Source organism: Variovorax sp. Soil_C_17 (assembly GCF_057657265.1).
The window spans coordinates 815946-840557 of the sequence record NZ_JBDGIT010000002.1; the positions used below are offsets into that span (position 1 = coordinate 815946).

The 24612-nt window shown below is 70.9% G+C and carries 10 protein-coding genes; 4 read left to right on the plus strand and 6 right to left on the minus strand.

Annotated elements, in window-relative coordinates; translation table 11 throughout:
* Positions 1-58: 58 nt before the first annotated feature.
* Together AC3A6Y_RS12420 and AC3A6Y_RS12425 are read right to left on the minus strand one after the other, a co-directional pair.
* Positions 59-7594, minus strand: coding sequence for a DUF4781 domain-containing protein (locus tag AC3A6Y_RS12420; RefSeq protein ID WP_487868530.1), 7536 nt, complete (start codon positions 7592-7594; stop codon positions 59-61).
* 153 nt (positions 7595-7747) lie between these two features.
* Positions 7748-8641, minus strand: coding sequence for a LysR substrate-binding domain-containing protein (locus AC3A6Y_RS12425; RefSeq protein WP_487868531.1), 894 nt, complete (start codon positions 8639-8641; stop codon positions 7748-7750).
* Between the two features lie 152 nt (positions 8642-8793).
* Between AC3A6Y_RS12425 and AC3A6Y_RS12430 the strand changes: the two genes are divergently transcribed.
* From AC3A6Y_RS12430 to metC, 4 genes are all read left to right on the plus strand, one after another.
* Positions 8794-9330 carry a cysteine dioxygenase family protein gene (locus AC3A6Y_RS12430; protein ID WP_487869050.1) on the plus strand — a complete coding sequence of 179 codons (537 nt, stop codon included), beginning with the start codon at positions 8794-8796 and terminating at the stop codon, positions 9328-9330.
* 96 nt (positions 9331-9426) lie between these two features.
* Positions 9427-11010 (plus strand): rhodanese-like domain-containing protein, encoded by a 1584-nt coding sequence (locus AC3A6Y_RS12435; RefSeq protein WP_487868532.1) that lies wholly within the window; start codon positions 9427-9429, stop codon positions 11008-11010.
* A gap of 106 nt (positions 11011-11116) precedes the next feature.
* Entirely contained in the window at positions 11117-12061 is a 945-nt protein-coding gene (locus AC3A6Y_RS12440; RefSeq protein ID WP_487869051.1) for a Bug family tripartite tricarboxylate transporter substrate binding protein, read from the plus strand.
* A 25-nt stretch (positions 12062-12086) separates the two neighbouring features.
* Positions 12087-13286, plus strand: coding sequence for a cystathionine beta-lyase (gene metC, locus AC3A6Y_RS12445; protein WP_487868533.1), 1200 nt, complete (start codon positions 12087-12089; stop codon positions 13284-13286).
* Between the two features lie 106 nt (positions 13287-13392).
* Here the strand turns inward: metC and AC3A6Y_RS12450 are convergent, their stop codons facing one another.
* Genes AC3A6Y_RS12450 through AC3A6Y_RS12465 form a run of 4 tightly spaced genes read right to left on the minus strand, consistent with a single transcriptional unit; the run spans position 13393 to position 24612 of the window.
* Positions 13393-22242, minus strand: a complete 8850-nt coding sequence (locus tag AC3A6Y_RS12450) for a DUF4781 domain-containing protein (RefSeq protein WP_487868534.1) — start codon at positions 22240-22242, stop codon at positions 13393-13395.
* Positions 22243-22285: 43 nt separating this feature from the next.
* Positions 22286-23317, minus strand: a complete 1032-nt coding sequence (locus tag AC3A6Y_RS12455) for an EscU/YscU/HrcU family type III secretion system export apparatus switch protein (RefSeq protein WP_487868535.1) — start codon at positions 23315-23317, stop codon at positions 22286-22288.
* Between the two features lie 6 nt (positions 23318-23323).
* Entirely contained in the window at positions 23324-24106 is a 783-nt protein-coding gene (gene sctT, locus AC3A6Y_RS12460; RefSeq protein WP_106558162.1) for a type III secretion system export apparatus subunit SctT, read from the minus strand.
* A gap of 2 nt (positions 24107-24108) precedes the next feature.
* Positions 24109-24612 carry a serine kinase gene (locus AC3A6Y_RS12465; protein ID WP_487868536.1) on the minus strand — a complete coding sequence of 168 codons (504 nt, stop codon included), beginning with the start codon at positions 24610-24612 and terminating at the stop codon, positions 24109-24111.

Consider the following 24612-nt stretch of genomic DNA (forward strand, 5'->3'; position numbering starts at 1 on the left):
GTCATCTGAACGATCGTGCCACGTCGCACCGGCGTGCTCAAGCATCGCGCCGATTCGCCTACCCGACCCGGATCTTCCAGCCGTCGATCAGCGTATCGGGATCGCCTTCGACATGGGTCACGATCCCGTCCATCAGCCGCTTGTCGAAGCGTGGGTTGAGGTTGAAGAGCTGCGACAGCGCTTCGCTCACCACGTGGTTTTCGCCGCCCTCCTTTCGTGCCTCGGCCAGCTCCGCAGGCTTGAGCAGGGTCTCCAGGTTGTGCTCGGAGATGCCCCACAGCGTGGCGCTCTCGCCTTGATCGCCGTCCACGAAAACATAAACCGGTTTGACCGGCTTGTCCGGCGGCGTGGGCTCGACGGTGCCGGAGTCGTCCGGGCCATCCGGCGGTGTGGTCGGCGGTGTGGTCGGCGGTGTGGTCGGCGGTGTGGTCGGCGGTGTGCTGGGCGGCGTGGATGGCGGTGTCGAGGGTGAAGTCGTTGGCGGACTCGTCGGCGAAGTGCTGGGCCCGCTCGTCGGCGGCGTGCCCGGAGGTGTCTGCGGCGGCGGCTGCACCGGCGGCGCCTGCTTCTTGCTGTCGTCGTCCGCCAACAGCGCATTGATCAGGTTCACCGTCGGCGCGGTGGCGCCGGTCAGCAAAAGGCGGATGCGGCGGCGGTTCGCGGCACCCTCGGCCGAGCCGTCGAGCTTGAGCGAATCGACGAGGTTGTCGCTCTTCGCGAAGCGCTTGACCACCGGCGTCTTCTTCGCCACGTTCGCCAGCGTCTCGCCCACGCGGTCGGGCACCTGGTCGAGCGCCTGGTTGTAGCCGCGGCCGATGCGCTTGCCCACGCCGAACAGGCCGTTGCCTTCGTACAGGCCGCGCGGCGCCATGCGGATGCCGTAGATCGTGCCCTTGCCCTGCTGCGCGCGCAGCCAGCCGCCGTTCGAGACGATGCCGTGGAACATGGTGATGCCCGCCAGCACCGGATGCCCCGAGGAGGCCAGCAGCACCCCCATGAAGGTGTAGCGGTACATGCTGGGAATGGCCATGAAGTCGCCGGCGGTGTTCATCGACTTGGCGGCTTTCTCGCTCTCGGTCTTGGCTGCCGCGCGCAGATGGCTGTCGTCGCCGGTGCGCTCGGCGTCGGCGATGGCCTTCCGGATCGCCTCCACGCGCTCGTTGGCCTGCGCCTTGCGCAGCAGCACATGCTTGCCCCAGGTGCGGTCCTCGACGGGCGGCGGGTCGCCGCGGTCGTTGGCCTGCCTGAGGGCGAGCACATCGGCGTCGATGGACCTCTGCGCCTTGTCGCGCGCACTCTGCGTCATCCACTTTTCCCGGTTCGTCCACCAGGTGTCGCGCAGGTATTCCATGCGCTCGAGGCGCTTGTCCAGGTAGGCCTTGACCTCCGCGATCGGCACCTGGCTGTCGGGCCCGGCATCGGAGAACTTCGTGCGCGTGTTGAGCGCGCGCAGATAGCTCCACTGGATGCCGATGTTCGGCACGTTGCCCACCACCTCGCCCGACAGTCCGGCGGTGCGCATCCCGCCCTTCAGGCTGGTGAAGGCGCCGGGCGTGAAGGCATGCTTGATGAAGTTGTAGGTGCCGCCGAGCCCGGAGTTGGTCGCGAAGCCCAGCGCCAGGTACTTGAAGCTGACGCCCACCTTGGAGCCCATGTGCATGGTGCTGCCCAGGGCCCCCTGCACGTCCTTCATGTCGATCAGGTTGCCCTTCTCGTTGACCATCTCGCGCGCGCGGCCGTAGCCCAACTCGGCCTCGCGCGCGGCGAGCACGCGGTCGCGCGTCTCGGGGCGCAGGCGGTTGAAGGCGGCGACGGTCTGCGCATCGCCGGCGTTGTAGGCGTCGACGGCAAGGGCCAGCGCCGCGGGCGAGGCGCCCGGGCCGTGCAGCGCGCGGCCCAGCAGCGTGTTCTTGCCGAGCGAATCGATCAAGGTGCCCGGCGCCATCTCCGGCAGCGATTGATCGGCGCCGGTCTTGATCTCGGCCTCGGAGGCCAGGCGCACCGGAAAAGCCTCGGCGACGTCCTGCGGCACGCCTGCGTCTTCCAGGCCCCTTTGGTAGCGCGCCACGGCCTCGCCGAACTCGCCGAGCTGGTCGACGGCCTTCTGCTTCTTGCTCGCAATCTCCACCGGCGACAGGCCGCGCAGCGGGGCGCGCTTGGCCACCAGCTCGACCTGCCGCACCGCCGATCCGGCATCGCCCCGGCGGGCGAACTCCAGCGCGTTCTCCAGCCCGCGCTTGCCGGTGTAGTAGGCGCCGCGCGTGCCCAGGCCGCGCGTCTGGTTGACCCAGGTGGCCCAGGGGCCGCCGGTCACGTTGTCGTAGAAGCCGCCGGCGCCGAAGAGCTTGGCGGTGATGGCGCCGCCCTGCGTGAGGCCGAAGGCATACAGGGCCTTGGTCGGGCCGGTGATGCGGGCCACCCAGCCGCGGAAGCCGCCGGGCGGCGTCGGTGCGGCAGGCGTCGAAGGCCCGCTGGGACCCCCTGGGCCGGAACCGGAACCCGAGCCCGAGGAGGATGGCGGCGGCACCGATGCCTGCGGCACGCCGCTCGCATGCGTGCTGGCGGGCGGGACCGATCGGGCCGGCTGCCCCGATCCGCCCTGCCCGCGCGTGCCTTGCCCGCCGGGGTGGTTGGCCGAGGCCTGCGGGCCCAGTTGCCTCACCGTCGCCAGCCGGTGCGGCGAGCGCGTGTACGGCGCATTGGCGGCCTGCTCCTCGCCGCCCGCGGCCAGCGGCAACGGCTGTTCCTGCGGCCGGCGCGCGGAGGCCGGCACCGCGCCGGGACCCGGGTCGGGCCCATCGCCCGCGGGACGGCGCAGCACCAGCGGGATCACCGGCGCCAGCGCGGCATCGGGCGGCTCGGCCATCACCACCGGCGGCGGGCCCTCCGGATGCAGGGGGACGACGTTGTCCTGCGCGGGCACCGTGTCCTCGCTGCGCGCCGGCGGCGATTCACGGAAGGCCTGCAAGGGATCCTCTGCCGCGATCGGCGCCTGCGGATCGTCGGCTGCGAGGTCAGCCGGCCGCCGGCCGGCGAGCGGAATGACCTGCGCCCCGTCTGTCACGCGGCCACCCGTCGGCACCAAGGTGCCGGTCGCCACCGTCTCCGGCTGCGCCGCCGCCATCTGCGGCTTGACCGCGTCGTGCACCCGCACATAGCCGCGCGCGAACACCGGCGAGGCGAAGCCGGCCGCGTTGAGGCCCAGCATGCCCAGCTGCTTCCGGCGCTCGCCGGGCGTCATGTGCTCCCAGTTGTCGATCATGTAGCGCGCGCCTTCCTCGAAGGCGTAGACGCTGCCCACGCCCAGCGGCTTGGCAGCCGCGGCGGCCGGCCGGCCCCATGCCTGCGCGCCCTGCGAATGGCGCGCGAAGTCCGCCAGGTGCTTGTCGGCCGCCACCATGTCCTTGGCGCCGCGCGCCGCCGCCGCGGCCTTGAGCGCATTGCCTGCGCGCATGGCCTGGATGGTGGCGCGGGTGGATGCGCCCACCACCGGCACGCTGACCGCCGACAGCCCGAGGTTGAGCCAGTCCAGCCGCGCCTGCGTGCTGCTGAAGGGATTGATGTCCTGCCCATGGCTGCCCTGCCGGTACAGGCTCTCGGCCGAGGTCGCGACGCCGTAGCCGGCCGCCAGCACCGCGGCCGAGCCCGCGATCAGCATCACACCCGGCGCGGACAGCGTGCCGAAGGAGCCCACCGTCAGCACCACGCCTGCGACCACGCCGACCACGCCGGCCACCACGTCGAGGTGCGTCGTGCGCCTGAAGCTCTCCCAGCCGGTCTCGGTGCGCGCATCGCCGGCGAAGAGCTTGACGTTGCCGCCGGCGTCGAGCGTGAAGTTGCCGTCTTCCGGCGTGACCAGGTCGACGCCTTCCACCGGCAGGCTGTTGTTGGCACGGTAGTCGTCGAGGTCGCCGTAGACCCAGCCCTGCTCGTCCACCAGCTTCGATTCGCCCGGCTTCGTCTCGACCTTGAACACGGCCGTCTTGACGATGCCGCCCTGCTCGCCCTCCAGCCCGTAGACCACCGGCAGCACCATCACGCGCGCCTTGTCGCCGCCCTCCTCGACGATCTTGTCGACCGTGCGGTCCAGCACCTCCTGCTGCTCCTTCGAGAGCCGGGTGAACAGGCTCTGCGTCTGCTGAAGGCGCTCGTTGTTGGCGGGCGTCGAAGGGTCCGGCGCGACGTCGGGTTTCCAGCCCAGCGCGGTCGCGACCGCATTCTCCAGCTGCGTGCGGCCCTGCATCTGCGTGAACTGCCCGCCGTACTGCACGTAGTGGCTGTTGATGATGGACTGCGCCATCAGCGTCGGGTCGCGCATGAAGAGCTTGTAGAGCTCGGCGCCGTTCTCGTGCTGGTCGGGCCGCAGGTTCTGCGCGATGAAGTCCTGCTCGCGCGCGCTCGCGCTCTCGGTGGCGCCGGCCACCTGGTAGCGCTTGGCGGTGTCGACCTGGGCCTGCGCGGCCTCCAGGGCCTGCCAGGTGGCGCTGCCGGTTTCGGCCAGGCCGGGATGCGCGCTCTTCCACTTGTCGTGCGCGGCCTGCGCAGCGCCCAGGTCACGCTGCGCCACGTCGGTGTGGAACTTGTTGTGCGAGTCCAGCCACGTGCTGCGCGCCGCAACCGCCTTGGCGCGCGCGTCGCTTTCCATTTCCGACGGCGGCTTGGCGTAGCAGGCGGTCTGCGCGCGGCCGGCGCGCTCGTTGGCCTCATAGAGCTGGCGGGTGCGGTGGGCCTCCTGCCACAGCAGCACCGCGTCCACCGCGGCCTGCTCGTTCTGCACGATGGACAGGCGCGCGTTGGCATCGTCCAGCGCGTTCTTGAGCTGCGTGCGGTCGCCGGTGCCGGTGTCGTAAGCGCGCTGGGCCTCATCCCGCGCGGTGGTCGCGTCGGCGACGTCCTGGTCCACCTGTTTCTTGCGCGGACCGAGGTCGTCCCCGAGCCGCAGCGTGGGCACCGGCTTGCCGTCCGGCCCGAGCAGCGGCTGGGCCCCTGGCGGCGGCGGCGCCTCGGCCGCGGCATCGCCCAGCAGCTTCTCGACACTGCCGCGCTCGCTGCGCGCCTGCGCCAGCCGGCCGTTGCCGAACTCGGAGGTGTCCCACAGCCGGGCCGTGGCCGGGTTCATCTTGTACTCGCCCTCGCGCACGGTGAAGTGGCGCAAGTCGCCATAGCGATCGGACTTCTGCCAGCCGACGACCTCGGAGTCCTTCTTGACGATCACCGTGTAGCCGCCGCCGCACGCGTCCTGGCGCACCTCGATGTCGTCGGGCGAGAGCCCGCGCGGCAGGCCCTCGGCGCTGACCTTGCCGTCGGCGCCGGGCTTGAGGTTCCAGGTCGGGTCGTAGTTCTCGGGGTAGACATCGGCCGTGACCGACTCGCCGTCCTTCATGAACATGGACAGCTGCGGCTTGGCGAAGTGGGCCTGGCCATACTGGTACTGCGCCGCGTACCAGTCGCGCTCGGCATCGATCAGCTCCAGCTTGGTCTCGTAGTCGCGCACCGTGAGCTTGGCGGCATCGAGCGCGTCCATCGCCTTGTTGCGCTCGGCCTCGGTGGCGGTGCTGCCGGGGGCCGTGAGCTTGTCGACCGTGTCGCTCCTGGTCTTCGCATCGGTGCGCGCCTGCGGCAGCAGCGTGTCGCGCATCTTCTTCTCGTCCTGCGGCGCGAGCTTGGGTTGTGCCTCCTCGTGCTTGCGCTGCGCCTCGCGCGCGGCGTCGCGCAGGCCCTGCAGTCGGCCGTCGTCGACCGCCTTGCCCGCGGCCTGGTCGCGCTCGGCCCCGCGCAGGTCCTGCATGGCCTTCAGTGCATCGGCCTCGGCCTGCGCGACGCGCTGCGTCTCGAGCGCCTTGCCCAATTGCTGCGGCGTGCTGGGCGCCACCACGGGGCCGATGAACCCGGGCGGACGTTCGGCTGCGTTCTGGCCGGCCTGCGCCGTCTTCACTGCGGCATTGGCATCGGCCAGGCGCTGGTTGATGGCGTCGGCGTTGTCGAGGTACAGCGCCTCGTCGAGCTTGGGGCCGCTGCCGTCGGCGCCGCCGACCAGGTCTTCCTTGACCTGCGCCAGCGTCTTGCCGGTGCCCGCCGCCTGCGTTTTCGCAGCTTCGCCCTTGTCGTGCGCGGCCCAGACGCCCGCAGTCGCCGGGTGCAGCTCGGTCTTCTTGTCGCCGTCCACGTAGTAGTACTTGCCGTCGATGGCCTGGACCTTCTTGCCTTCCTCGCTGCCGGGCCTGGCCCAGAAGGCGGGGTCGTAGCCCTCGGCCTTCTCGGTCTTCGTGCTGGTCTTGTCGCCGTCGCGCTCGGTCACGGTATAGGTGCCGGGCTGCTGCTGCGACTCGGCCTTCCACGCGGCCTCGGCGTCGGTGTATTCGACGCCGGCGTCGATCTGGTCCAGCTGGGCCGTTTCGTCATCCGAGAGTGCGTGGGCATAGCGCTGCGCATCCTGCGCATCGCGCAGCGCGGCATCGGCCTGTGCGATCTTCTTGGCGTCGCCGTCGGCCACCGCCTGCTGGTACTTGTCGCTGAAGTCCTGCACCTCCAGGTCGGCCACGCGTGCCTCGTAGCCGGCGTTGACCGCGCCCACCACGTTGGTCTTGGGGTTCTGCGGGTCGGAGGGATCGCGGCTGCCGTAGGCCTTGACCAGCCCGTTCAGCTTGGCATCGGCGCGGTTCGCGATGCCGCGCAGCCGGGCTGCCTCGTCCTTCGCGTTCTGCTTGGCGGTGATGAGGGTGTCGTTGCCGCCCGGCCCCTCGCCGAAGCTGGCCGCGTACTTCTCGGCCTCGACGGCCGCGGCCTCGGCATCGCCGGCCTCGGTGCGCGCGTCGGCGACCTGCTTCTTGCCGGACTGATTGACCTGGTACTGCTCGCTGCGCAACTGCCGGACGGCCGGCGACTCGGCCTTGACGCCGTCCTGCGCCTTCTCGACGTAGCCGCCCATCCACTCGGGGTCGAACACGCCGCCCGCGTCGACCGCCCGCTCGACCTTCGCGGCCTCCTGGTCGATGGCGGCCTTCGGGTCCTTGCCCTCGGCGCGAGCCTGGACGGCGGCGTTGCGCATGTCCTGCTGCGCGGCCTGCAGCCATTCGTCGACGGCGGCATCGACGGCAGCCTGCTGCGCCGCGGTGCCGTCGCCGCCGCGCGCCTGGGCCTCGAAGACCGGCTTGGCGGCCTTCTGCGCCTTGTCGAGCAGGGCCTGGGTGTTGGCGCTCGGCAGCGCCGGCCGCTGCTGGCCGGCCGGCGGCGGCTCGTAGAGGGTCACCGTCTTTTTCGCCGCATCGACTTCCGTCTTCGCAGCCCGCGTCGCTTCCGAGGGATCGTTGGCCGGGCGGCGCTGCCGCACGTCGTCGAGCTTGGACTGCGCGAGCGTGGCCTCCTTCTCGCGCAGGTTGGCAATGGCCTCCTTCTTCAGCGCATCGATCGCATCGGCTTTCTTGCGCGCGGCCTCGGCCTGCCGCCGTGCTTCCTCGGCCAGGCGCCTGGCTTCTTCCGCCGCGCGCCGCGCCGCCTCTTCCGCTCGTCGCCGAGCTTCCTCGGCGGCCCGCAACGCGGCCGCGTGGTCGATGGCCGCCTGGCTGGAACCGGAAGAGGATGCGGGTGCGACCATGAAGACTCCTGGGGTGTTTTTTCTCGGGACGATGCCCTCCCGAGGGTAGCCCGCCCCGCGTGACACGCCCATGGCCGCGTACCACGAAAACTCGTAGTGCGCCGATGCAACAGGGTCCGCTCCGGCGCCGTCCGGTGCTCGCTCCCAGGCCCCTTACCGGCGCGGAAGCGAAGCCTCGCGCGGAGTGCCGGTGCGCAGCAGGCGCATGCTGCTTTTCAGGATCTCGAACACATCCCGCGTCACCGGGTTCACGACGTGGCTGCGCACGTACAGGTGGTAGGTGAGGTCGGGCAGGCGCGGCATGCCGTCGTTCATTCCCAGCACGCGCAGGCCCGCGTCGAGCTGTTCCACGCCGCGCGCCGTCACGCCCAGGCCGGCGCGCAGCGCAGCCTTGATGCCGATCAGGCTGCTCGAGGTGTAGCGCGGCGTCCAGGCGAGGCCCGCGGCGTCGAGCGCCTCGCGCCCCAGGCGCCGGAAGATGCTCGGCCCGTCGGCCTCGATCAGCGGGATCGGCTTGGTTTCGTCGTGCAGGTAGCTCGCGCTGCACAGCCACACGGTCGGCGAGGTGCGCAGCACGACCCCTTCGAGTTCGGGATCGACGCGGTTGGAGATGGCCATGTCGATCTCACCGCGCTTGAGCGACTCCATCAGGAAGGGACTGCGCCCCACGTGGATGTCGAGCTGCAGCAGCGGTGAACTGCGCGCCACCTCCGTCAGCAGCGGCGGCAGCATGGTGTCCGCAACGTCGTGCGGTGCGCCGATGCGCAGCACGCCCTCGAGCCGCCCCTGCTGGAAGTTGCGCATCGCCTCGTCGTTGACGGCCAGCAGGTGGCGCGCATAGGTCAGCAGCCGCTGCCCATGGTCGGTCAGCTTCTTCTGCCGGCCCTGCTTCTCGAAGAGCGGGTGGCCGATCTGTTCTTCCAGGCGCTGCATCTGCTGCGTCACCGCCGACTGCGTGCGTTCGAGGTGGACCGCCGCGGCGGCAAAGCTTTCGTGCGAGACGATGGCGTCGAGCGAACGCAGCAGTTCGAGGTCGAGGGTTTTCATTCCATTAATGTTATTGATGAATTCGATGCCCGCGCTGGATTGTTCGCAATCCTCGTCCTGCCTACAGTGGCAGCCTACACGTCAACGCAGGAGCCCTCTTGAGCAAGCCATCCCCCCAACGAGACGAAGCCGTGGCCGCAGCGATCGGCCGCATGAAGCAGGCCACGCGCGCGGGCGAGCCGACGCGCGAGAAGCTCGCCGGCGTGCTGGACACGCTCATGGCGCTGGCCGCGCGGCGGGAGCTCTGGTCGGAGGCCGACTTCCCCGCGCCCGAGGCAGGCGAGCACCAGGCCCGCTACCTGATCGCCGAAGATCCCGACCAGCGCTACGCGCTCTACCTGAACGTGATGCGCCCCGGCAAGCGCATCGTGCCGCACAACCACACCACCTGGGCCTGCATCGCCGCCGTGGAGGGCACCGAGCACAACCGCGTCTATGAGCGCCTCGACGACGGCAGCGTGCCGGGCGTCGCACGACTCGCCGAGACGGACTGCGTGGTCGTCGCCCCCGGCACCGGGATTGCGCTCATGCCCGAGGACATCCATTCGGTCGAGATCCGGGGCGAGCAGGTGATCCGCCACCTGCACATGTACGGCCGCGCACTCGAGACCCTCGACCGGCGCACCGGCTACGACCTCGAGAAGGGCACCTGCCAAACCATGGGCATCGGCGTACAGACCCGGCGCTGAGCCTCCCGAAACGCAGCGAGTCGTGCACGGCCGGTCCCGGTCGCGCACGGCACGGCTGCGGCCGTGTCACTTCCATCTTCAAGCACCCTTCGTTCCATGCACCCACAGATCGACGCCCGAACCCTCAAGACCTGCCTGCATGACGGCGCCGAGCTGGCGCTGCTCGATGTCCGCGAGCACGGCCAGTACGGCGAATCCCACCTGTTCCATGCCACGCCGCTGCCCTACAGCCTGCTCGAGACCGAGGTGGCGCGACTGGTGCCGCGACGCTCGACGCGCACCGTGGTGTACGACGACGCAGGCGAAGCCGCCGGCGTCGCGCATCGCGCGGCCGCGCGGCTGGCCGCCCTGGGCTATGCCGACGTGTCGGTTCTTCGCGGTGGCACGCAGGGCTGGACAGCCGCCGGCTACCCGCTGTTCGCGGGCGTCAACCTGCCTTCGAAGACCTTCGGAGAGCTGGCCGAACAGGTCTACCACACGCCTCGCCTGAGCGCCGACCGGCTGGCGGCCATGATCGCGCGCGGCGAGCCGGTGGTCGTCATCGACGGGCGTCCGGTGAACGAGTTCCGCAAGATGAACATCCCGTCGGCGATCTGCTGTCCAAACGGGGAGTTGCCCTACCGCATCCGGCATCTCGTGCCCGACGACGCCACACCCATCGTGGTCAACTGCGCGGGGCGCACGCGCAGCATCATCGGCGCGCAGACCCTCATCAACCTCGGCCTGCCCAATCCGGTCTATGCCCTGGAGAACGGCACCCAGGGCTGGTACCTGGCGGACCACGCCCTCGAACACGGCAGCCTGCGCCGCTACGGCGACGCGAGCGGCAGCGGCGCGCTGAAGGAGCAGGCGCAGGCCCTGGCACGGCGCTTCGAGGTGCCCTTCGTCGAGGCCGGCACGGTGGCGCGCTGGATCGACGATCCGCAGCGCACGCTGTTCCTCTGCGACGTCCGTACGCCGGAAGAATTTGCGCGCGGCAGCCTGCCGGGCGCGCAGCACACGCCCGGCGGGCAGCTGATGCAGGCCACCGACCAGTTCGTCGGCGTGCGCGGCGCACGGCTGGTGCTGCTGGACGACGACGGCGTGCGCGCACCCGCGGTGGCGAGCTGGTTGCGGCAGATGGGCCACGACGCCTCGGTGCTCGCCGGCGGCATTCGAAGCGGCCTGGCGATGGCCCTCGCCCCCGTCCCCGAGCCGCCGGCGCTCGCGACGATTGGCGTGCAGGCGCTGGCGCAGCGTCTTCGCCACGGCGATGCCGCGGTGCTCGACCTGCGCTCGAGCATGCAGTTCCGCGCCGCGCACATCGCGGGCGCGCGCTGGTCGATCCGTCCGCGCCTGGCCGACGCGCTGGCCGGCGAGACCCGTCCGATGGTGCTGGTCGCCGATCAGCCGCAGGCGGCGCGGTGGGCCGCCGCCTCGGACTGGCCCCCGACCCTGCCCGCACCCGTGCTGCTCGAAGGCGGCATGAAGGCCTGGGAAGACGCCGGCCTGCCGGTCGAGCAGAGCCCCGCGCTTCCCACCGATGCCGAATGCATCGACTTCCTGTTCTTCGTGCACGACCGGCACGACGGCAACAAGGAGGCCGCGCGCCGCTACCTGGCCTGGGAAACCGGACTGGTCGCGCAACTCGACGCGCAGGAGCTGGCGGCCTTCCGCCTGCCTGCGACCGCCATGTCCTGATTCACCGGAGTTCATGATGACCCTTGCTGCCCTGCCCCGCGCCTTTTCCGTGTCGCCGCCCCTGCGCCGGCTCGCCGCCTTCGCCGCCTTCACGGGCGCCCTCGCGATGTGCGCATCCTCCGCCTTCGCCGAAGTGCTCCCCGCGCGCGACGGCTTTCCGGCCCAGCCGATCCGCTTCATCTCGCCGTTCCCGGCCGGCGGCGGCAACGATGCCACCACCCGCTTCGTCACCACGCGCCTGCCCGAGGTGACCGGCCAGCCGGCGCTGGTGGAGAACCGAGGCGGCGCCGGGGGCAACATCGGGGCCAAGGCTGCCGCCGACGCGCGCCCCGACGGCTACACCCTGCTGACCGCACAGGTCTCGCTGATGGCGGTGAACCCCACGCTCTACGCGTCGGCGGGCTTCGATCCGCTGAAAAACTTCGTGCCGGTAACGCAGATCAACGCAGCGCCGCTCGCGATCGTGGTGCCGGCCGACTCGCCGCTCAAGGACTTCGACGAACTGGTCCGGCGCAGCAAGGCTCAGCCGGGCCGCGTGACCTACGCCTCGCCCGGCAACGGCACCCTGTCGCACCTGGTCGGCGTGGTGCTGCAGAAGGAAGCCGGTGCGCAGATGACGCACGTGCCCTACAAGGGCGCGGCGCCCGCCATCACGGACCTGTTGGGACACCAGGTGGACGTGCTGGTGACTTCCACCGCGTCCGTGGCCGGCATGGTCCAGAACGGCAAGCTGCGCGTGCTGGCGGTGACCAGCCCGCGCCGCGTCGGCGTGTTCGCCAAGGTGCCGACGCTCGAGGAGCTCGGCTACAAGAACGCGCGCTTCGAGGACTGGTACGGCGTCTTCGCGCCCGCCGGCACGCCGCGCGAACGCGTGGCCTACCTCCACGAGGCGATCGTGCGGACCCTGCGCGTGCCGGAGGTCGCGCGGCTGATCACCGACGGCGGCAGCGAAGTGGTCGGCAATTCGCCCGCGGAGTTCGCGGCGCAGCTGCGCCAGGACATCGACCGCTGGTCCAGCGTGGTGAAGCTCTCGGGCGCCCGCGTGGACTGAAGGACCCGGCACAGAATCGTCTCCCATGCCCATTCCCCACCCCGCCCCGCAGAACCTGCAATGGCAGACCCGCCTGCTGCACGCCGGACACGCGCCGGCCTTCGATGGAGGCCGGGCGGTCAACCCGCCGCTGGTCCGCGCCAGCACTGTGCTGTTCGACAACGTCGCGCAGCAGCGCGAGATGCGCGCGCGCCGCGGCGGCGAGCGCCTTTTTACGTACGGCGCGCGCGGCACGCCCACCACCTTCGCGCTGGAGGACGCGGTGAGCGAGCTCGAAGGCGGCTTTCGCACCCGGCTCTTCCCGACCGGCCTGGCCGCGATCGGCATGAGCCTGCTGGCCTGCCTGAAGCCCGGCGACCACGTGCTGATGTCCGACAGCGTCTACGAGCCCACGCGGCATCTCGCGCGCAGCTTTCTCGCGCCGTACGGCATCCGCTGCACCTTCTTCAAGGCGGACGGCAGCGATGCGGAATCGCTGATGGAGCCGGCGACGCGGCTGGTCTATGCGGAGGCGCCGGGTTCGCTCGTCTACGAGATGTGCGATCTGCCGCGCCTGGCCGAGATGGCGCATGCGCACGGAGCGCTGCTCGCGGCCGACAACACCTGGGGATCGGGCTGCCAGTACCGTCCGCTGGCGCTCGGTGCCGACATCTCGATCATGGCCGCCACCAAGTACCTGTCCGGGCACTCCGACGTGATGATGGGGACCGTCTGCACCACGCAGGCGGCGTGGCAGCCGCTGTCCGAGCGCGCCGATGCCTTCGGCATGACGGTGAGCCCCGACGATGCCTGGCTGGTGATGCGCGGCCTGCGCACGCTGTCCGCGCGCCTGCAGATGCACGAGCGGCACGCGCTTCGCATCGCCGGCTGGCTCCGGGGCAGGCCCGAGGTCGCCACCGTCTTCTGCCCCGCGCTGCCCGAGGACCCGGGCCATGCGCTCTGGCTGCGCGATTGCAGCGGCACCAACGGCCTGCTGTCCTTCGAGCTGCGGCGGGACTTCGACTCGGCGATGGCGGAGCGCCTGATCGACGGCCTCTCGCTGTTCGGCCTCGGGGCATCGTGGGGCGGCTTCGAGAGCCTCGTCACGCTGGCTGACATGACGCGTGCGCGCAGCGCGACGGACTGGCGCGGACGCGGCCCGGTGATCCGGCTGCACATCGGCCTGGAATCGCCGGATGATCTGGTGGACGACCTCGAGCGCGCGTTTGCCTTGCTTCGGCGCTGAGCCGATTCTTTCCAAACCGAGCCGATTCCGCCAGTATCGGCTCAGTCTTGAGCCGATACCCGACGAATTGAGCCGATCCTGGCGAGCTGATTTCAGAGAAAGCCCCTCATGGCAGGCTACCCACCCGGATGCGCGTGCCGTCGTTGAGCGCGTCCGGGTCGTCCAACCGCACCGGGTCCACGTAGCCGTCCATCAGCGAGCGCCGGTACTGCGGATTGAGGTTGAACAGTTGCGCCAGGGCCTCGTCGTAGCCCATGGCGTCGCGCTCGCCCTTGGCTTCGGCCATGCGGCTGAAGCTGGAGCGTTCGCGCACGCGGCCGTCGACGATCCAGTACTCCGGCCGCGGCTCGGGATCGGGTTCGGGATCGGGCTGCTGCGTGGGCGGGTTCGTTGGCTGCCTGGGTGGCTGCGACGGTGTCGGCGTCGGCGTGGCCGTATGACTTGGCGTCGGCGCAGGGCTCGGCGATGCGCTCGTGCCGGGCGATGGCGTGGCACCGGGCGACGGCGTCGCACCGGGTGACGGCGTCGCACCGGGTGACGAGCTCGGGCTCGGGTCCGGCACCTTCGGCGTCTGCCGCACGCCCGGCGTGATGCCGGCTGCCACGGCCTTGTCCTTCTCGTGCAGCGACCACTCCTCCGCCAGCACGCGCCCGCCGACCGCGACCCCCAGCAGCACCAGCGGCGGCCAGCCGCGGCGGATCCAGCCGTCGGAGATCTTCGTCGGCGTGAGCTTGGCCTCGCCCAGCGGCGCGTTCACGTAATTGGTCAGGCGCGAGTGGTAGACGCGCGGCCCCATCTTGCGGTTGGAGGCGTACTCGTCGAGATAGTCCTTCTGCGTGCCGCGGAAGATGCCCACGTCCGACAGCACCTTGAGGACCTGCGGCGCGGCCAGGTCCCACTGCCCGGCCTTGGCGTAGATCAGGCCCTGCATCCCGTCGGCGATGGTGAGCGCGATGGTGCCGCTGGAGTCGCCCCACGACGAATACTGCGGCAGCCGCTGCACGAAGGAAGGCTTGACCATCGGCTTGCCGTCGGCGTCCACGCCCGCGTGCTTGACCGCATCCGGATTGCCCAGCCCCTTGAGAAAGCGCACGAACCAGGAATTCTTGTCGGTGGCCTTGTAGACCGGCACCGGCTTGCCGTTCTTGCCCAGCGGGACCGCGGTCGGGTCGGGCGTGGTGCCGGCGGCCGGCGGCGTCTCGCCGCGCTCGGTGATGTCCAGGCCGTTCTTCGCCTTCTGGATGTTGGCGTAGCGGCCGGCCACGCTCGCACCCAGGCCGGTGGCATTGCCGATGGCGTAGTGCAGGCTGCCCTCGTTGCCGATCCACTGGCGCGCACCATCGAGGCTGGTGATGTTCCAGGTCCACTGCTGCGCGGCGCCGTCGAAGAAGGGGTTGAGGTACAGGCGCGTGCCGGCCGAATGGCTGAGGCCGAAGCTCAGCACCCGCGCGCCGAACAGTGCGCGGCCCAGCGGCGAGTTGGCCGAGGTCAGTGCACCCGGGCTGCCTTCGAGCACCGCTTGCGAGCGTTCGTCCGCGGCGTTGACGCGCAGCGTCTCCGCCGCCATCGCGATGCTCTGGCGGTCCGCCTTCGTGATGCCCCGCACCGCGCCGCGCGCGCCGGTGGTGTGGCGCTGCACCGTATCGAGCGGGATGCCCTCCAGCGTCCGGAGCGCCGCGTTGACGTCGCCTTGCCGGGTGCTCAGCGTGTCGACGGCTTCGCGGTAGCGCGCGCGATCGGCGCCGGGCACATTGCGCAGCACGCGTCCTCGCAGCGCGCCGGCGTACTGGGTGCCGCGCCCCACCTCGGGTGCGGTGGCCAGCAGCGCCCTGTCGTCGACGGTGGCTTTGCCGGCCTCGAGCCGCTCGAGCGCCTGCGCGTACTGCGTACGCAAGGCCGGTGGCACGCGGTTGAGCCAGCCGCGCTTGCCGATCAGCGGCCGCGCCGCGCGTTCGGCCGCGCCGCGCTCCAGCGTTGCCAGCGCGGCGGCATCGGCCGGATCGCGTGCCAGCGTCTGCAGCGCCTGGCGGTAATCGGCGCGGCCCTGGATGCCGCGCCGCGCCGCATGCCAGCTGACGAGCTGGGTCTTGAGCTGGAACAGCGCGGCCTGCTGCTTTTCCGGGTCGGCGATGTTGGCGATCTGCGCGAAGGCGTTGTCGTCCTTGGGGTTCAGGTGCTTCTGCAGCCGGATCTTGGCGGTCTGGCGCGCCCCCGCGACGCCGCCGCGGTAGAGGAAGGCGTCGAACGCATAGCGCAGGAACACGTTGCGCGCGCCGACGTAGCTGCCGAGCCCGGCACCGGCCATGCTCCAGCCCATCGAGCCGCCGCCCCAGCGCACGGCCGCGTAGAAGGCCGCGCCGGTGCCCACGATGTAGGCGGTCGACTTGGCGAAGAGCCTGGCCTTGTCCCTGCCGCTGTAGACCTTGTCGTTGGCCGCCATCGCGCCGTGCGGATCGACGAACTGCTCGCCCGGCTTCGGCGCATGCGCGGCATTGCGGTTGGCGATGCTGACGGGGTTGACCGAGCCGTCGGGCTGCACGGCGACGATGCCGTCGACCTGGTCGTTGCGGAACGTGCCGCTGGCCGCCACCTCGGCCATGGCGGTCTTCGGGCCGATCAGACGCACCACGCCGGCCTGCGTGCTGCCGCTCGCCTGCGCATGCGCCGCGGCTGCCGCGCGGGCCGTCTCGAAGCTCGAATAGACATGCTGGCGATCGAGCAGCGCGAAGGTCGCATCGGGCGCGCCCTGGTTGAGGCCGCTCGCATCCTTCGCGAGCACATAGCGGCCGCCCACGAAGTCCGGCGCGCCGATGAAGTTCGGCGCCTGGCCGCGCGCCCATTGCACGAAGCGGCGGCGCAGCGGGATGTCGCGTGCCGCATGGCCGTCGGGCGAGCCGGCCGAGGCGAGGTAGCGGGTCTGCTCGATGTCGGCCTGCGTGGCCGCGGCGGTGCCGGCCTCGAGCTCGGCCAGGGTCGCCGGGCCGGCATATTCCGGGCGCTTGTCGGTGAAGTCCGGGCTGCCTTCGAGCAGCTTGTCGATGTCGGGGCCGTTGTAGGCCAGGCCGGTCGACTGGCCGCTCTGGTGTGGCGGCGTCCCGTGGGTGGCCGCCGCGGGTGCAGGTGCGGGCGCAGCAGGCGTCCTGGCCGTAGCCGACGGCGCCGCTGGGGCGGCGGGCGCCGCGGGTGCAGGTGCGGGCGCAGCAGCCGTCCTGGCCGTAGCCGCAGTCGACGCTGGGGCGGCGGGCGACGCCGTGGGGACGGCGGGCTGCCAGGCGGACGCGCGGGCATTGGCCACCGCGTTGGGCTGCAGCCGGCCGGCCGCATCGACCTGCACCGCACCCATGATCTCGTCGGGCGTGGCACGGCCCCGCCTGAACAGCGCACCGGGACTGTCGCGCGGCGCGACGCGATGCACCCAGGCACCGCCCATCGCGATCGCCGCGGCACTGGCGTCTGCGAAGCTGGCGTAGCTGTTGTTGCGCTTGGCCTTCACGCCGGCGCCGCCGGTGATGGTGTCGTCGGGACTCAGCTTCGACACCGCGAAGCGCACGTCCGAACCGGCGCCCGGCTCTTCCGACAGGCGCGCCAGCGCCTCGGGCCCGGAGGCCGGAGCGGCAGTGCTCGCCGGCGGCCGCGCTGCCGCAGCTGCGGGCGGCACGGGCGAGCGCCCGGTCCCCGCGGCGCTGCCGCCGGTCGACGGCGCTGCCGCCGCCTTGGCCGGCGGCACGGGTGGCTGCCCCTGTCCGTTGCCGCGCCCGCCGCCCGGGTTCTGCGCCGAGGCCTGCGGATCGAGCTGCCGCACCGCCGCGATCCGGTGCGGCGAGCGCGTGAAGGGCGCGTTCGCGACATCGCCCTCCCCGCCTGCCGCCAGCGCAAGCTGCTGCTGTTGCGGCTCGCGCGCCGCGTTGCGCGCCGACCCCGCAGCAGCGCCCGGCGCGCCAGGCTCCGGTCCATCGCCGGAGGGACGGCGCAGCACCAGCGGGATCACGGGGGCCAGATCGGCATCGGGCGATGCCTCGGCGGCTACGCGCGGAGGGCCGTCCGGATGCAGCGGCGTGACGTTGTCCGGCACGGGCTCGGGCGCCGCGACCGGCGTGGCCCGCGTGGCCGGCGCCTCGCGGAAGGGCAGCAGCGCCGCGTCGTTGCCGCTGCCCGCCTGCCCTTCGTCGAAGGCATCGGCCCCGCTGCCGCGCCGGCTGTCCAGCGCCACCACGTTGGAAGGCTCCGCCTCCGGCGCATTCGTCGTGCGGCCCGCCGTCGTGAAGCCGGCCTGCTGCGCCTCATGCACCTGCGGCTTGATCGCGTTGTGCATCCGCAGGTAGCCCTTGGCAAACACCGGCGAGGCGAAGCCGCTGGCATTCATCGCCAGCATGGCGAACTGGCTGCTGCGCTCGCCGGGCGCGAGCTGGTCCCAGTTGTCGTGCAGGTAGCGTGCGCCCTCCTCGAAGGCATAGGCGCTGCCCGCGTCCAGCGGCCCCACTTTCTTCAGCACGCCCACCGGCAGCTTCGCGAAGGGCCGTGCCATCGCCGAGGCCGGCTGGCCCCAGGCCTGCGCGCTCTGCGTGTAGCGCTCGAAGTCGGCGAAATGCTTGCCCGCCAGCGCCGCGTTGCCGCCCTCCTTGCCCGCTTCCTTGAGCGCGGCCTGCAGCGCATTGCGCGCACGCATGGCCTGCATCGTCGCGCGGGTGGAGGCGCCGACCACCGGCACGGCCGCGACCGACAGGCCCATGTTGAGCCAGTCCAGCCGCGCCTGCGTGCTGGTGACGGGGTTGATGTCCTGGCCATGGCTGCCCTGCTTGTAGAGGCTCTGGGCCGAGGTCACGGCGCCGTAGCCGGCCGCCAGCAGCGTGAGCGAGCCGGCGGCCAGCATCACGCCGGGCGCCGACAGCGTGCCCAGGGAGCCCACCGTGAGCACCACTCCCGCCACCAGCCCGACGCCGCCCACCACCCAGTCGATGTGCGAGGTGCGCCTGAAGGTCTCCCAGCCGGTTTCGGTGCGCGCGTCGCCGGTGTAGAGCTCGACGTTGCCGCGGTCGTCGAGCGTGAAATTGCCGTCGCTCGGCATCGCCAGCTTCACGCCTTCCACCGGCAGGCTGTTGTTGGCGCGGTAGTCGTCCAGGCTGTCGTAGGTCCACGCCTGCTCGTCGACGAACTCCATCTCCTTGCCGCGCGGATCGTCCTTGTTCTCGACCTTGAAGACGGCGGTCTTGACGACGCCGCTCTTGTCCGTGGCGTACACCACCGGCAGCACCGTCACCTTCGCATGCTCGCCGCCGTCCTTGACGATCTGGTCGACGATCTTGTCGCGCATCTCCTTCTGTTCCTTGCTCAGGCCGCCGTAGAGGTCCTGGGTGCGGCGCAGCCGCTCGTTGGTGGCGGGCGCATCGGGATCGAGCGCGGTGGTGGGCTGCCAGCCCAGCGCATCGGCCACCGTGTTGGCCAGCTGGGTGCGGTTCTCCATCTCCGTGGGATCGCCGCCGTACTGCACGAAGTGGCTGTTGATGATGGACTGCGCCATGCGCGCCGGGTCCTTGTCGAAGAGCTCGTAGAGCGCGCGCGGGTCGTCGTGCTGCTCGGGGTTCAGGTTCTCGGCGATGTACTGGTACTCGCGCGCCGCGGCCTCCTGGTTGGCGCCGGCGGCCAGCATGCGGTCGGCAAAGCTGCTCTTCGTCCTGGCCGCCTCCAGCGCCTTCGCCGTGTCGCTGCCGCTGTCCGACAGGCCCGGATGCGCGTTCTTCCAGTCGTCGTGCGCCTTCTGCGCCGCGTCGAGCTCGCGCGCGGCCACCTGCTTGTAATGCTGGTTGCGGGTGGTGTACCAGTCGTTGCGCGCGGTCTCGGCCTTCGCGTGCATCTCGTCGGCGTACTCGCGCGGCGGCTTGGCGTAGCTCGCGTTGGGGCGGCCGGCGCGTTCGTTGGCCTCGTAGAGCTGGCGCGTGCGGTTGGCCTCCTGCCACAGCATCACGGCATCCACCGCCTTCTGCTCGGCCAGTGCGATGTCGCGCTCGGCCTTGGCGTCGTCGCGCGCCTGGGTCAGCCGGGTCTTGTCGCCGGTGCCGGCGTCGAGCGCGCGCTGGGCATCGTCGAGCTTGCCGTCGGCGTCCGTGACCTTCTGGTCCACCGCCTTCTTGCGCGGGCTCAGGTCGTCGGTGAAGTTCAGCGTGGGGACCGGCTTGCCGTCGGGGCCGACCAGGGGCGGCGCATCCTTCGCCGGCGGTGCGTCGGCGGCCATCTGCTTGCGCTCGGCGAGCACCTGGTCGCGCGCTTCCTGCGCCGCGATCAGGCGGCCGCCGCCCACGCTCTTGTTGGTGTTGGTGGCGTTCCAGAGTTCGGCGGTGGCCGGGTTCATCTTGTACGTGCCCTTCTGGACCACGTAGTTGGTGAACATGTCGCTCTGCCGGCCGAGCACCTCGGAGTTCTTCTTGAAGGTGACGGTGTAGCCGCCGCCGCAGGGGTTGTAGCGGACCTCCACGTCCTCCGGCGCGAGGCCCCTGGGCAGGCCGTCGGCCTTCACGCCGCCGTCCTTGCCCGGCACGATGTTCCAGGTCGGGTCGTAGTGGTCGGGGTAGATGTCGGTGGTGACCGTGTCGCCGTAGTTGCCGTTGTTGCGCGTCTCGGAAAAGGCGCTCAGCTGGGGCTTCGCGAAGGACGCCGTCGCGTACGCATGCGGCGCGCCCAGTTTGGCCTGGGTGGCATGCTCCAGCTCGAGGCGGGTCTCGTAGTCGCGCACGTCCAGGTCGAGCTGGTCGTACTTGTTCTGCGCGGCGTCGCGCTCGGCCTGGGTGGCCTTGCTGTCGGGCGCGGTGAGCCGCGTGACCTCGTCCTCCTGGTCCTTCAGCGCCTTGCGCGCGGCCGGCAGCTTGTTGTCGGTGATGTCCGCCTCTTCCTCGGCGCCGAGCGCAGGCTTGGCCTCGTCGGCCGCACGCTGGGCGTCGCGTGCCTTCGTCTTCAGGTCCGCCAGCTTCCCGGCGTCCACCTGCTTGCCGGCCGCCTGGTCGTACTGCGCCTGGCGCCAGTCCTGCATGGCTTTCAGCGCATCGGCATCCTTCTGCGCATCGGTCTGGTTCTGCAGGGCCACGCCCATCTGCTCGGCCGTGGCCGAGGGCGCCCACACGCCCTGCACGCCGGGCGGGGCCGTGGGCTTGCCGAGATTCGCCCGGGTGGTCGCCACCGCGTTGTTCGCATCGTTCAGGCGGCCGGCGATGGCGTCGGCGTCGCCGGTGAAGCGCGCCGGGTCGATCGTCGGCCCCTGCCCCTGGCTGCCGATCAGGTCGTTCTGCACTTCCTCCAGCGTGCCGGCAGCGGTGTCGGCCTTCGCATTGGCGGCATCGGCCTTCTGCTGCGCCTCCCACAGCCGGGCGGTGACCGGGTTCATCTCGTGCCTGCTTTCCTCGCCGTCGATGTCGAGGATGTAGTACCACTTGCCGTCGATCTCCTTGACCTGCTTGGCCATCTCGCTGCCGGGCGTGACCTCGAAGGTCCAGTCGTAGCCCTCGGGCAGCTCGGTGGTCTCGTAGTCGTCCTGCAGGAAGCCGCCGTGGTGCTTGACCTTGTAGGGCTGGGGCTGCTTCTCCTTCTCGGCTTCGTAGGCGGCCTTCGCATCGCGCAGCTCGGCCGCGCTGTCGCTGCGTTCCAGCTCCGCCTTGGCGTCGTCGCGCACCGCATGCATGAGGTCGCGCGCATCGATGGCCAGGTCGAGCGCGTCCTGCGCCGCGGCGGTCTTCTTGGCGTCGCCGCCGGCCTTGGCCGTTTCGTAGGCCTTCGAGGCCTCGCTCACCTCGAGGTCGGCCACCTGCGCGCTGTAGTCGGCGTTCACCGCGCCGACGAAACTTTGCGTCTTGTTCGGGTCCTTCGCATCGGGCGCGGTGCCGCCGTAGGTGCGCACCAGGCCATCGAGGCGGTCGTTCGCCTCGTTGGAAAGCTGGCGCAGGCGCGTGGCCTCGTCCTTCGCGTTCTGCTTGGCGGTGATGATGGTGTCGTTGCCGCCGGCGCCCTCGCCGAAACTCTTGGAGTAGGCCTCGGCCTTGTCGGCGGCGGCATCGGCGTCCTTCGCGGCCTGGCGGCCGTCGGCCACCTGCTGCTCGCCGTCCTTCTGCACGGTGTACTGCTCGCTGCGCAGCTGCCGCATCGCGGGGCTCTCGGCCTTGACGGCGTCCTTGGCCTGGTCGAGGTACTTGTCGATGCTGGCGGGATCGATCTCCTCGCCCTTCTCCACCGCTTCGCGCAGCTTGGCGGCCTGGGCCGCGATCGCCTTGTCCGGGTCCTCGCCCTGGGCCTGGGCCTGCACCGCCGCCTCGCGCATGTCCTGCGCGGCAGCCGCCTGCCATTCGTCGACCGCCCCGTCGAGCTTGGCCAGGTCCTCCGCCTTGGGGTCCTCGCCGCGGGCCTGGGCGGCGAAGACAGGCTTGGCGGCCTTCTCGGCCTTGTCGAGCAGGGCCTGGGTCTGCGGGTCGGCAGGCCGTTCGGCGGCGGGCGCTGCACCGGGTGGCGCGTCGTAGAGGGCCACCGTCTTCTTCGCGGCATCGACCTCGCTCTGCGCCGCGCGCGTGCCCTCGGAGGGATCGTTCTGCGGCCGGCGCTGGCGCACGTCGTCCAGCTTGGAATCGGCCAGCGTCTTCTCCTTGTCGCGCAGGCTGGCGGTGGCCTCCTTCTTGAGCGCGTCGGTCTCGTCCTTGCCGGACTGGGCGCGCAGCTTCTCGGCGTCGGCCTGGTCGTTCTTGTCCTTGCTTTGGGCCGCCTTGGCCTCGGCCGCCTCCGCCGCCTTGCGCGCCTCGTCGGCCTTCTTGCGCGCCTCTTCCGCGAGGCGCCGCGCTTCCTCGGCACGGCGCTTGGCCTCCTCGGCCGCGCGGCGTGCCGCTTCTTCCGCGCGCCGTCGCGCTTCCTCGGCGGCGCGCAATGCGGCCGCGTTGTCGATCGCGGCCTGGCCTGAGAGATGGGAGGAACCAGCGGGTGCAACCATGGTGTGGTCTCGGTGTCGTTCAGTTACTAGAAGGAAAAGGGGTCTACTCGACCCCTTGCGCCCATCGCAGCAGCTTCGCCACCGGCGCGAACAGCGAGCGCGGAATGGCCTGGTCGACCGGCACCTCGGCATAAAGACGCTCTGCCAGCTGCGGCTCGAACTCCATCGGGACCAGGCCTTCGCCCGCATGCCGCCGGATCTGCGCCGCAACCTCGCCTTCGCCGCGCGCAATCACCCGCGGCAGGTCCTTCTCGCCCAGGTACTGCAGCGCCACCGCGGTGCGCGCCGAATGGATCACCGCCGAGGCCGTGCGCACCCGGTCGCCCAGGCTCGCATACACCGCCTCGAAATGGGCCGAGCGGCGCCGCGACTGGTTGAGCGGATCGCCCTCGACCTCCTTGTATTCCTGGCGCAGCTCCTCGATGGACATGCGCTGCTGCTTCATGAACTCGTAGTGCTCGTGCGCGTAGTCCACCATCGCCATCAGCGCATAGATCACCACCGCCCAGCCGAAGGCCACCAGCACCATGTGGGCCGCCGCCCGCATGATGGTGCCGGGGAAGGCATAGCCCAGCTTCAGCGCGCTGTCGACGAAGCCGCGCACCACGATGTACATCAGCGCCGCGAGCAGCATCGTCTTCACGCTCATCTTCAGCAGGTTGACGAGGTTGCGCGTCGAGAAGATGCGCTTGGCGCCCTCGGCGGGGTTCATGCGGTTGACATCGGGCTTGATCCGCTCCCAGGCCGCGACCCCGCCCACCTGGAACAGCGAGCCCGCGATGCCCGCCACCGCGGCGATCGCCATGATGGGCAGCGTGCCCCACAGCAGCGCCTCGCCGGTGTGCAGCAGCAGCTCGGCGAAGCGGTCGTCGGGCCGCGTCAGCAGCGCGGCGCTGGTGGCATGCAGCCACAGCTCGCGCAACAGGCTGTAGAGCGCCTCGCCGCCCAGCCAGACCGACACCAGCACCACCGCGAACACGCTGGTGGAGGCGACGTCGGCGCTGAACACCACCTCGCCCCGCTTGCGCGCATCGCGCAGGCGCTTGGGGGTGGGCTTCTGGTCCTTCTCGGCCATCGTCGGCTACAGGGTGGCTCTCAAGAAGTCGAGCACCCCGTTCTCCGGCCGCAGGAATTCCTGCAGCGACTCGTACACGAAGAAGACGAAGAGCAGCATCATCAGGTGCGCCAGCAGGCTCTTGAGCGGCTGCGAGAACACGAAGACGTTGAGCTGCGGCGCCACGCGGCTGATCAGGCCCATGCCCAGCTCGACCAGCAGCAGCACGAAGATCACCGGCGAGGCGAGCTTCACGATCCACAGGAACAGCGTGTCGCCCTGCCGGATCGCGAACTGCTCCAGCACCGCGCCCACGTTGGGGAAGAAAGAGCCCACCGGCCACAGCCGGTAGGAGTCGACGATCACCCCCAGCATCGCCAGCAGCCCGCCGGCTGCCACGAAGAGCGTGATCACCAGCCAGCCCAGGAATTCGCCGGTGGGCCCGTTCTCGTGGCCGGCCACCGGGTCGAAGAAGGAGGCGTTGGCCGAGCCGGTCTGGAAATCGATCAGGTCGCCCACGCTCTGGATCGCCCAGATGAAGATGCCGAAGCCCAGGCCCAGCAGCAGGCCGATCAGCGCCTCCTTGCCGGCGATCAGCACCCAGGTGCCGATGCCCACCTCGGGCATGGCACCGGCGGCCGGCGACATGAAGATCGCGAGCATCAGCAAGAGCCCGTTGCGCACGATGCCGGTCATCATCCCGCCCGAGAGGAAAGGCACGACCGCGAAGATCGCGAACAGGCGCGGCAGCGTGAGCACCACCGACGAGAAGAACTTCTCGATGTTGGCGAGCTCGAGGGCGCTTTCCATGGCTACACGGTTCTCTGCGCGGCCCAGGCCTGCGAGGCTGCTTCGTCGGCGGCCTCGTCCTGGCGCGTCTCCTGCAAGGCCAGGCGCTCGGCGCGGGCGCGCTGCTGCATCTGCCGCGCCTTCTCCAGCTCGCCGCTGGCGTCCCGCAGCGCCTGGCGGCTGCGGGCCAGCACATCTTCGCGCTGCGCATGCAACTCGCCCGCCTGCACGGCCTGCCGTTGCGCCTGCGCGATCTGCGCATCGAGCGCGCCGCTCCAGGCGCCGGCATGGCGCAGCTGCGCGACATTGCATTGCCCGCCGGCCAGCGCGCCGACCGTGGCCTGCCAGTGGGCGGCCTTGCTCTGCACCTGCGCTTCGCGCCGGGCCTCGGCCTGCCGCAGCTGCGCGCGGCTTTGCTCGGCCGCGTCGCGGTCGCGCGCGACCACGCCCAGGGCAGCGGTCTTCTGGCGCTCGCGCACGTCGATCAGCAGCTTCCAGTCGATGCCGCCGGCGTTGCTGCCGCTCAT